At 73.2% G+C, this 11,611-nt stretch carries 2 protein-coding genes; both read right to left on the reverse strand.

Annotated features, from left to right (window positions below; translation table 11 throughout):
- Complete coding sequence (locus ABZ930_RS16970) at positions 1 to 10,455, reverse strand: amino acid adenylation domain-containing protein (RefSeq protein ID WP_361548230.1); 10,455 nt, start codon at positions 10,453 to 10,455, stop codon at positions 1 to 3.
- 827 nt (positions 10,456 to 11,282) lie between these two features.
- The coding region (locus ABZ930_RS16975) for a fasciclin domain-containing protein (protein WP_361548233.1) at positions 11,283 to 11,611 on the reverse strand (329 nt) is incomplete at its 5' end.

The raw sequence follows: 11,611 nt of genomic DNA on the forward strand, positions 1-11,611 counted from the left end.
TCATGTGGTGCGCAGCGCCGCGTCGAGGACGGGGCCGATGAGGGCCCGGGAGTCGGGGCGGAGCATCTGGGCGTGGCCGCACGGCACGTCGTGCACCTGGAGAGTGCCGTCGACGTACGGGTCCCAGAGGGCGGGGACGAGGCCGTTCGCGGGGTCCTCCTCCGTGGCGCGGAAGAAGAGCACGTCGCCGCTGAAGACGCGGGGGACGTGGCCGCGCATCAGCCGGGCCTGGGCGGCGAAGTTGCCGACCATGGTCTCGATGGTCTCCGGCTCCAGCGCGCCGAGCGGGCTGCCGGTCTCCCGCAGCGCGTCGCGCACGGCGGCCGCGTCCAGCGGGGCGTCGGCGTCCCAGGCGGACAGGTCGAGGCCGAGGGCGGTCAGCAGGGCGCGGAAGACGACATCGCGTCCCGCGTCCTCCAGACCGTCGGCGGGTGGCACGGGGAAGGCGTCCAGCACCGTCAGCAGCGCCACCTCCTCGCCCGCTTCCTGGAGTTGGACGGCGACCTCCTGGACGACGTTGCCGCCGAAGGACCAGCCGAGCAGCCGGTAGGGGCCGTGCGGCTGCACCGTGCGCACCTGCGCGACGTACTGGGCCGCCATCGCCTCGATGCTCTCCGGGAACGACCGCGTGCCGTCCAGGTTGGGCGTCTGGAGTCCGTACACCGGCCGGTCGGCGACGTGTTGGAGCAGCCCCGCGTAGGACCACGCCAGGCCGCCGGCCGGATGCACGCAGAACAGCGGCGGGAGAGCGCCGCTGACGCGCAGCGGCAGCAGGGAGGCCAGGTCCTCGCCCGGTCGGGCGTCACCGGACTCCGCCTCGCGCGCGGCGAGTGCGGCCGCGAGGCCGGCCGGGGTCGGCGTCTCGAACAGCGCGCGGATGCCCAGGTCCGTCCCGGTGGCGTCGCGTACGTGCGCCAGCAGGCGCGCCGCGAGCAGCGAGTGGCCGCCGAGCGCGAAGAAGTCGTCGTCGGCCCAGCACTGTTCGATGCCCAGGACCTCCGCGAACAGGGCGCACAGCAGGTCCTCGCGCGGTCCGGCCGGGGCCCGGCCCGTCCCGCGCGCCAGGTGCTCGTCGCGCGGCGTCGGGAGAGCGTCACCGTCGAGTTTGCCGCTCGCGGTGAGCGGCAGCGCGTCGAGAGCGACGAACGCGGCCGGAACCATGTACCCGGGCAGCTCGGCCGCGACGGCCCTACGCAGCGCGTCGCGGTCCGGCTCGGCCGCTGCGACGTCGCTCCTGGCCACCACGTAGGCGACCAACTGCTCCGTGCCGTGGGCGTCCCGCGCGCCCACGGAGCGCAGCGCCACGGCCGCCCGCGCGATGCCGGGCTGCCGCTCCAGTACGGCGACGATCTCGGCCGGTTCCACGCGGAAGCCGCGCACCTTCAGTTGGCCGTCGGCACGGCCGATGAACTCCAGTCGGCCGTCCGCCGAGCGGCGTACGAGGTCGCCGGTGCGGTACATCCGCTCGCCCGGCGGGCCGAACGGGTCCGGCACGAACCGGGCGGCGGTCTCGGCGGGCCGGCCGAGATAGCCGCGGGCCAGGCTCGCGCCCGCGAGGTACAGCTCGCCGGTCGCGTTCGGCGCGGCGGGCCGCAGATGCCGGTCGAGGACGTAGCAGCGGGTCCCGGCGACGGGATCGCCGAGCACGGGACGATCGGTGTCGTGCAGCGGCGCGTACAAGGTGTCGATGGTGGCCTCGGTGGGGCCGTACAGATTCCACACGGTGAGGCCGGGCACGGCGCGCAGCCGCTGCCACAGGCCGGGCGGTACGGCCTCGCCGCCGAGCGCCAGGACGGCGGGCCGGTGCCCGGCGGGCCCGGGCTCGCACAGCCCGGCGTCCAGCAGGGCCGCCGCGTGGCTCGGGGTGGTCTCCAGTACGTCGATTCGTTCCTCGCGCACGGCGCGGACGAGGGCCGCCGGGTCGCGGCGGGTGTCGTTGCCCACGACCAGGAGTTCGTGCCCGTCGAACATCCACAGCACCGGGTCCCACGAGGCGTCGAAGGACAGCGAGGCGGTCAGCGCCACCCGTAGCCTGCGCCCGCCGGCCGCCGCCCGCGCGAACAGCGTGTGCCGGTGGTGCTCCCACAACTGGGCCAGCGACCGGTGCTCCACGACGACACCCTTGGGACGTCCGGTGGAGCCCGAGGTGTGCAGCACGTACGCCGCGTCCCGGGGCCCGGGCGCGCCGTCCCGCGGCGGTTCGCCGGGGAGCACGGACAGCGCCGCCAGGGTGTCGGCGGAGTCCAGCAGGATCACCTGCCAGGGCCCGTCGGGGACCCGGTCGGCGGTCGCCGCCGTCGCCAGCACCACGGCGGGCCGCGCGTCCGCCAGCACGGCGGCCACCCGCGCCTGCGGCAGGGCGTCGTCCAGCGGGGCGTACGCACCGCCCGCGGCCAGCACACCGAGCAGCGCGGTCAGCGAGCCGGTGGAGCGCGGCAGCAGCACCGCGACCGTACGGTCCGGGCCCACCCCGTGCGCCCGCAGCAGATGAGCCAGGCGGGCGCTGTCCCGGGAGAGTTCGGCGAAGGAGAGTGCCTGCGGGCCGCAGCGCACCGCGATGTCGCTGCTCCGCGCCGCCGCCACGGTGGCCCCGAAGCCCGCGGTCACCGTCGGGTGGAGCGGGGCCCTCTTCGCCCCGCGCCCCTCGTGAACCGATGCGGCTCGGTCCAGCGGGTCGTGCCGGGACAGCGGGGCGTCCGGGTCCGCCACGACGAGCCGGAGCAGGGCGACGAAGGCATCGGCCAGGCGTCGTGCCGTGGCCGTGTCGAACAGGTCGCGGGCGAACTCCAGCTCGCCGGTCAGCTCTCCGCCGCCGGACTGCTCGGAGAAGTTGAACGACAGGTCGAACTTGGCCGCCGCCGTGTCAACGCCCTGCACCTCGGCGTGCAGGCCGGGCAGGTCGAGCGCGGGACGGCCGGCGTTGTTGAGGGAGAGCATCACCTGGAACAGCGGGTGCCGGGAGAGCGACCGCGGGGGCGCCAAGTGCTCCACGAGCGACTCGAACGGCAGGTCCTGATGCGCGTACGCGGCCAGGTCGGTCTCGCGGGCCCGCTCCAGCAGGCCGCGGAAGTCCGGGTCGTCGTCGGTGCGGACCCGCAGGGTCAGGGTGTTGACGAAGAAGCCCACAAGACCGGCGAGCGCCTCGTCGGTGCGGCCGGCGACCGGACTGCCGACGACGATGTCCTCTCCCGCGCCGAACCGGTCCAGCAGCGCGGCGAGCACCGCGTGCAGCGCCATGAAGGTACTGGCGCCTTCCTGGCGGGCCAGTTCCGCGAGCCGTCGGCCGTCGTCCTGCGTGAGCGGCAGGGGGACGCTGCCGCCGCGTCCGGAGCCGACGTCCGGGCGCGGCCGGTCCGCGGGCAGCGCCAGTTCGGTCGGGGCGTCCGTCAACGCGGTTCGCCAGTAAGCCAGTTGGCGTGTGTGCACGCTGTCGGGGTCCTCTGGACCGCCCAGCAGCTCGCGCTGCCAGAGGGCGTAGTCGGCGTACTGCACCGGCAGCGGCGCCCAGCCCGGGGCGCGGCCGGCGACCCGTGCGGCGTACGCGGCCGCCAGGTCCTGCGCCAGCGGTCCCATGGACCACCCGTCGGCAGCGATGTGATGCACCGTCAGCAGCAGGATGTGTTCCTCGGCACCGATCTGCAGCAAATTCGCGCGCAGGGGCAGGTCACGGGCGAGGTCGAACCCCTCGCGGGCCGCCTTGCGCAGCGACTCCGGTGCCTGGTCCGGCGTGCTGGGCGTGACCGTGAGTGCCGGTCGGGCCTCGCCGGGGGACAGGATGCGCTGGGCCGGGGTGCCGGGCCGGTCCGCCGTGTCGCGGAAGACCGTGCGCAGACTCTCGTGCCGGGCCACCAGGTCGCCGAGCGCGCCGCGCAGCGCGCCGACGTCCAGCCGTCCCCGCAAGGAGACCGCCATGGGCAGGTTGTAGGAGGCGTCGTCGGCGCGCATCCGGTTGAGGAACCAGAGCCGGTGCTGAGCCGAGGACAGCGCGAGGTCCGCCGGCCGGTCGGCCCGGGCGTGCAGTGCCGGACGGCCGCGCGCGGCGCCGTCGAGGCGCCGGGCGAGTCCGGCCGGGGTGGGATCCTCGAACAGGGCGCGGACCGTGATCTCCACGCCGAACGCCGCCCGTACGCGGTTGACGATCCGGGTGGCCAGCAACGAATGGCCGCCGAGCGCGAAGAAGTCCGCGTCGCGGCTGACGGAGCCGGTGCCGAGGCACTCGGCGAACAGCGCGCAGAGGATCTCCTCCTGCGGGGTCCGTGGACGCTCGCCCCGCTCCTGCGGAACCGTCCCCGGATCGGGGAGCGCGCCGAAGTCCGTCTTGCCGTGCACGGTCAGCGGAATGTCCGGCACCAGCGCGAGCTGCGCGGGCGTCATGTACGCCGGAAGCCGCTCGCCGACGAACGACCGCAGCTGGCCGACCGTCGGCTCGGCGCCGGCCTGCGGCACCGCCCAGGCGACCAGCCTGCCGCCGCCGTCGGCGTCGCGAACGGTCACCACCGCCTGCCGCACGGCCGGGTGCGCGGTGAGGGCCGCCTCCACCTCGCCGGTCTCGACGCGGAATCCGCGCACCTTGACCTGGGAGTCCGTGCGGCCCACGAACACCAGGGAGTGGTCCGGACGCCTGCGCACCAGGTCGCCGGTGCGGTACATGCGGCTGCCCACAGGCCCGTAGGGGTCGGCGAGGAACCTGTCGGCTGTCATGCCCGTCGCCCCGTCATACCCCTGGGCCACACCGACCCCGGCCAGGTACAGCTCACCCGTGACCCCCGGCGGCGTGGGGCCGAGCCGCGCGTCGAGGACCCGGGCCCGCATGCCGGTGACCGCGTGACCGATACCGGGACCCGAGCCGGGAGCCACCGGGGCGATCACGCTGTCCACGGTCGTCTCGGTCGGCCCGTACAGGTTCCACACCGCCACGCCGGACAGCTCGGCCAGCTCCCGCCACAGCCTCTCGTGCACCGGCTCCCCGCCCAGGGCCACCACGCGCGGCCAGGGCTTGCCGGGTGCGAACAGACCGCAGGCACGCAGCTGTTCGAGGAAAGACGGCGTCGTCTCGATCACGTCGATGCGCCGCTCGTGCAGCAACCGCATCAGCGCTTCCGGATCGCGACGGCTCCGGTCGTCCACCAGGTGCAGCTCGTGCCCGGCGGCCATCCACAACAGCGGGTCCCAGGAGGCGTCGAAGGTCGCCGCCGCCGTGAGCGCCACGCGCAGGGGCCGGCCGTTGTTGGCCCGCTCGGCGGGCTCGATCAGCCGCCGCCCGTGATGCCGCAGCAGATTCGCGAGCGCGCGGTGCTCGACGACGACTCCCTTGGGCCGGCCGGTGGAGCCGGACGTGTACAGCACGTACGCCGGGTCCGCTCCCCTCGGGCACTCCGGGGGCAGCGCCCCCGCCGGCGGCTCCGCGCCGGGCGCTTCCTCCACGTACAGCGCGGGTGTGCGCGTGACCGGCAACTCCGCGGCGCAGGCCCGCTCGGTCAGCAGCAGCACCGGCTGCGCGGACTCCAGAATCCGAGCATTGCGCTCCGCCGGATGAGAAGGATCGAGCGGCACGTACACGGCGCCGGCGCGCAGCACGCCGAAGACGGCGGCGATCTGCCGCACGGTCCGGGGCAGCGCCACGGCGACGCGGTCACCGGGACGGACGCCGGCGGCCGTCAGGCGCCGGGCCACGCCGTGCAGTTCGGCGGTCAGTTCGCCGAAGGACACCGTGCGGCGCCCGTCGGCCACCGCGGTGCGGCCCGGGGTCACCGCCGCCTGCGTCTCCAGCACGTCGCAGACGCTGTGCACCAGCTCCTGACCCCGCTCCACGGAGCCGTCCTGCGGTCCGCTGTCGAGGGCCGCGCGGCGCTGGTCCTCCGTGAGCATCTCCAGTGAGCCCAGCCGCGCGTCGGGGGTGGCGAGCGCCGACCTCAGCAGCCGCACGAAGTGGTCGGCGAAGCGGCGTACCGTGCTCTCGTCGAACAGTTCGGCGCTGTACTCCAGTTCGCCGGTCAGGCCGGTCGGCAGGCCGTCCGCGTCGCGCAGTTCCGTGAAGTCCCAGGTGAGGTCGAACTTCGCGGTCGTCCGCGCGGGCCGCAGCACCTCCGCCCGGACACCGGGCAGGTCGAGCCGCGGAGCACGCGTGTTGTTCAGGGCGAGCATCACCTGGAAGAGCGGGTGCCGGGAGAGCGACCGCGGCGGGGCCAGCGCCTCCACCAACTGCTCGAACGGCAGATCCTGCCGGCCGTAGGCGCTCAGGTCCGTCTCCCGCACCCGGTCCAGCAGCTCACGGAAGACGGGGTCGCCGCCCGCGTCCACCCGCAGGACAAGGGTGTTGACGAAGAACCCCACGACATCGTGGAACTCCTCCTCGTCGCGTCCCGCCGTCGGGGTACCGACGACGATGTCGTCCCCGCCGCCCAGCCGATGCAGCAGGGTGGCCAGTACGGCGTGCAGGACCATGAACGGGCTGACTCCCGCCTCCCGGGCGAGCGTGACGAGTGCGCGGTGCTCGGCCGCGTCGAGACGCAGCGGCACCCGCCCGCCGCGGAACGTGGCGCGCTCCGGACGCGGCCGGTCGTGGGGGAGGGGCAGCTCGGGCGGCAGGTCCGCCAGCACGGTCCGCCAGTGCGCCAGCTGCCGTGCCGCGAGCGAGTCGGGGTCCTCGCGGTCGCCGAGCAGAGCGCGCTGTCGCAGCGCGTAGTCCGGGTACTGGGCGGGCAGCGGCTCCCACCGCGGTTCCCGCCCTCCGGCGCGGGCCCGGTAGGCCGCGCACAGATCACGGACCAGCGGCCCCATGGACCAGCCGTCGGTCACGATGTGATGGAGCGTCAGGAGCAGCAGGTGCGAACCCTTGTCACCGTCCTGCTCTCCCGCAGTGGCCGGCTTCTGTTCTCCCGCGGTCACCAGCAGGGCCTGCACAGGTGGCTGCCGCGCGAGGTCGAACCGGGGCGCGGGGAAGTCCGCGGGCCCGCACTCGCGCCGGGCGAGGACACTCCGCAGCTCGACTCCGCACGCGGCGGCCGACAGCACGACTTGGTGGGGCCCCTCCGCGTCCTCCCGGTAGACCGTCCGCAGGCTCTCGTGCCGCGCCAGCAGATCGGCGAAGGCGGCCCGCAGGGCGTCGACGTCGAGGTCACCGTCGAGCCGGACGGCCACTGGGATGTGGTAGCGCTCGCCGCCCTCGCCCATCTGCTCCAGCGTCCACAGGCGCTGCTGGGCGGCGGACAGGGGCAGGCGCTCGGGACGCGGACCGGTCCCCGGACGGTCGTGTGCCGTGCCGGGCCGGTTCTTCTCGCGCTCGGCGTCCACCAGTTCCGCCAGAGCGACGGCGGTCGGCGCCGCGAAGAGCGCCCGTACGGGCAGCCGGATTCCGGTCCGCTCCGCCACCCGGGCGAGCAGACGGGTGGCCAGGAGAGAGTGACCGCCGAGGGCGAAGAAGTCGTCGTCGCGGCCGACCCCGGACAGCGCGAGGACGTCCGCCATGGACGCGCAGACCGCTGTTTCGGTGACGGTGCGCGGAGTACTCCTGGGAACGGAAGCGACAGCCGTGGGGCACGGAAGGGCGGCAGCGTCGAGCTTTCCGTTCGCGGTGAGCGGCAGCCGTTCGAGGACCGCGTACGCCGCGGGAACCATGTGGCCGGGCAGACGCGCCGACAGAGCGTCGCGGAGGGGGCGCTGGTCGTCGCGCACCCGCAGACCCGCCGCGTCGGCGGTGGGCACGAGGTAGGCGGCCAGCGATTCCCCGCCCGGCCCGTCGGAGCGCACCGTGACCGCCGCCAGGGCGATCCCCGGCAGCGCGAGGAGCGCGGACTCGATCTCACCGGTCTCCACCCGGTGACCGCGGACCTTGACCTGGCTGTCGCTGCGGCCCACGAACTCCAGCGAACCCTTTGTGTTCCAGCGCACCAGATCGCCGGTGCGATACATCCGTTCGCCCGGCTCCCCGAACGGATCCGCCAGAAACCGGTCGGCGGTCAGCCCGGACTGCCCCGCGTAACCGCGGGCCACCCCTTCGCCGGCCAGGTACAGCTCGCCGGTGGCTCCGCACGGCAAGAGCCGCAGCGAGGCGTCCAGCACGTAGGCGCGGGCACCGCGCACCGGCCGTCCGATGACCGGCGACTCGCCGCCGACGCGGGCGGTGACGGCGTCCACCGTCGTCTCCGTCGGCCCGTAGAAGTTGTAGACCAGCACATCGCGGTCGCCGGACAGGCGCTGCCACAGCTCCTCGTGCACCGGCTCGCCGCCCAGCGCGATCACGGTGGGACGGTGCTCGTCGTCCGCGCTGGTGAGTCCGGCGGCCAGCAGCTGCTGGAGGAAGCTGGGCGTGGTTTCGATGACGTCGATCCGCTCGGCGCGCAGGAAGCCGACCAGCGCCTCGGGATCGCGACGCGTGGCGTCGTCGACGATGTACAGGTGATGGCCGCCCAGCATCCACAGCACCGGATCCCAGGAGGCGTCGAACGACGTGGCGGCGGTCAGCGCCACCCGCAGCCCGCGCCCTCGGACGGCCTTTCCGCTCGCGTGCGACTCCAGCCTGTGATGGGCCAGCAGGTTGCTGATCGAGCGGTGCTCGACCAGCACCCCCTTGGGCCGGCCCGTCGAGCCCGACGTGTAGACGAGGTAGGCGGCATCCTCGCCGCGCGGCCCCGCGAACGACGCGGAAGCAGAGGGGGCTTCGCCGCTGTTCCCCACGAGTCCGCGCACCTTCGTGTCCTCAGGGGCCAGGCGTGCCACCGGGCTGTCCGTGGCACAGATCAGGATCACGGGCGCGGCGTCAGCCAGCAAATACGCGATGCGCTCGGGCGGATAGGAGACGTCCACCGGAAGGTAGACGGCACCACTGCGCAGCACGGCGAGCGGGGCCACGACGGTGTCCACCGAGCGGGGCAGGGCGACCGCGACCGTGGTGCCGGGACCGGCGCCCGCCGCCCGCAGAGCGGAAGCCGCCGCGTCGACGGCCCGGTCCAACTCGGCGAAGCTCAGGCTGCGCGCCCCGTCGTCCACGGCCGGCGAGTCGGGTACCTCCCGCGCCAGCCGGGCCAGCGTCTCGGGCAGGGTGGGCTCCTCGGACCGGGCACGCAGGGCGCGGTCGCCCGAGCCGGGCAACGCGACAGGCGCTCCGGTGCCCATGGCCACTATTCGGTCCTGTTCCTGCGGGCCGAGGAGTTCCAGTGCGCTGAGCGGCCGGCCCGGATCGATGACCAACTGTTCGGTCACCAGCAGGACCCGATCGAGGTGCCCGGAGAGTGAATCCTCGTCGTAGAGCGCGGCGTTGGCGAGCAGGTCGACGCGGGCTCCCTGGCCGCCGGGGGTGGGGTGCACGGCCAGTGTGAGGTCCTCCACGGGGCCCAGGCTGAGGTTGTGCAGCGTGCCGGTCGCCGGACCGAACCGGAGCTTCTCGCCGAAGGCCAGCACGTTCACGGCCGGCCCGACCAGGGGCTCGCCTCGCGTCAGGCCACGCTCCCGGCGCAGCTCCTCCGCCGGGAAGCGCTGGTGCCGCAGTGCTCCGCGCATGGCGGTCGTCACCTGTCGCAACAGGTCCTGGACCGAGTCGGACGCGGACAGGCGCAGCCGCAGAGGAACGATCTGCGACATCATGCCCGGGGTCTGCCGCGCCGTCCGGCCGCGACGACCCGTCACCGGCATGCCGAGCACCAGATCCTCCACGCCCCGCATCCGGTGGGTGTAGGCAGCCATGCCGGCCACGAAGAGCGCGGGCCAGGCGACCCTGGCCTGTCGTGCCCCGTCGCGCAGCCGTCGCCACTGAGCGCCCTCCAGCACCACCGAACGCCGCAGCACCCGGGAATCCGGCGCCACCGCGCGGTCCGTGAGCCGTTCGGCACGGGGAGCGCCGGCCAGCTGTCCGCGCCAGTACGCGGCGTCCTCGGCGTAGTGGGCCGACTGCGTGTACTGCCGGGCCTCGGACACCAGGGGTCCGAGGGGCAGCGGACTGGGAGTCGGGGTGTCCCCGGCGACGAGCAGGCCGTAGGTCTCGGCGATTCGGCTCAGCGCCAGCGCGGCTCCGTAGCCGTCCAGCACCAGATGGTGCGTGCGCAGGTACAGCAGATGCCGGGACGACGAGAGCCGGTACAGCGTGAAGGCCGTCACCGGACCCTGTGCGACATCGACGGGCGTGGCCAAGTCCTGCCGCATGGCCCGGTGGGCGTCTGTTTCGGCGTTCGCACTCGCTGACAGGTCGACGGACGGGATCGTGACGGTCGGATCGGCATGGACGCACTGGATCGGCGTTCCGTCGAACGGCTCGTCGGGCACCGTCGTGCGCAGCGCTTCGATCTCCCGCGTCACCAGGGTGACGGACCTGCGCAGTGTGCCGAGATCCAAGTCCCCTTGAATGTCCACGTATTCGGCGATGGTGAAGGCGCTGTCCGCCGGACGCAGGTGATGCGCGAACCACAGGGATTCCTGTGCCGCGGTCAGCGGGAGCCGCACGGTGTTCTGCTCCTCAGACATGGGCCCACCACCGTGCCGAATTGATCAGCGTCGACACCGTCGACCACCCCTCTTGATGTTCCTGCAACCGGTGCGAACGCGAAGTTCGCGCTGCGCCGCCTTTCATGGGTGATCCGCGACGCGTGGGGCTACGGATTGGTGTGTGACTCAAGACACCTTTTGTTACCAGTGCGTACTCAGTCCGGTTCATGCGGAAAACGGCGGGAGTCCAGGCATGCGTCGGCACCCGGAAGAGGGAACCCATCCGGACCGCCGTGCGGCTACGGATCACTTCCGATGGCCTGATGCGCATCCGCGCCGTCAGAGGCGAACACAGAGGAGCATCTACAGATGTACGGTCCACGATGGGTCATATCGCTACGTGCCACGGCTGTTGCGGGCAGCGTGCTGGCTCTGAGCCTGGCCGGCGCCACCGCGGCGTCGGCTTCCGGCTCCCCGGCCACCGCGGAGAGCGCGTCGGCGCAGCAACCGGCAGGGGCTCGGACGGCCACTGACACGGGTTATCGCGGAACGCAGGGTTTCAACCTGTGCCTGCTCTCTCGCTGCTCCGTCGGTTCCGACGAGCCGAGCGAGGGGGGAATCGGGCTGGTGCAGGGCGGCAACCTCTGCCTGCTCTCCCTCTGCCAGGTGAGGGCGTGAGCCGAACGCTCAACGCTCCTCGACGGCGCTTGAAAAGCGACCTACTTCGCGGATGGGGCTGAGCCGGTCCCACCTGAAACGCCTCGGCCCTGTGCGGCGGTGAGTACTCCTCACCGCCGCACAGGGCCGCAGTACGCTGTCGCGAACTCCGCTCCGGGGCCGGCGCGTGGCCTAGCCCGAGGACTCGTTCAGCTCTTGGGCATGAGGACGGAGTCGATGATGTAGACGTTGGCGTTGGCGGTCTTGACGTTGCCGCAGACCACGTTCGCGCTGTCGTTGACCTTGTAGTTCTCGCCGGAGCCGGACGTCGTCAGCTTCGACTTCTCCAGCGTCTCGAAGGAGCCCTTCTCCAGGTCCTTGGGCGCCAGCTTCTGGCCCACGACGTGGTACGTGAGGATCTTGGTGAGCTGCGCCTTGTCGGCCAGGACCTTGTCGAGGTCGGCCTTCGGGATCTTCGCGAACGCGTCGTTGGTCGGCGCGAACACCGTGATGTCCTTGGCGTTGTTGAGCGTGTCGA

The organism is Streptomyces sp. NPDC046716 (assembly GCF_040645755.1).
GTDB lineage: Bacteria > Actinomycetota > Actinomycetes > Streptomycetales > Streptomycetaceae > Streptomyces.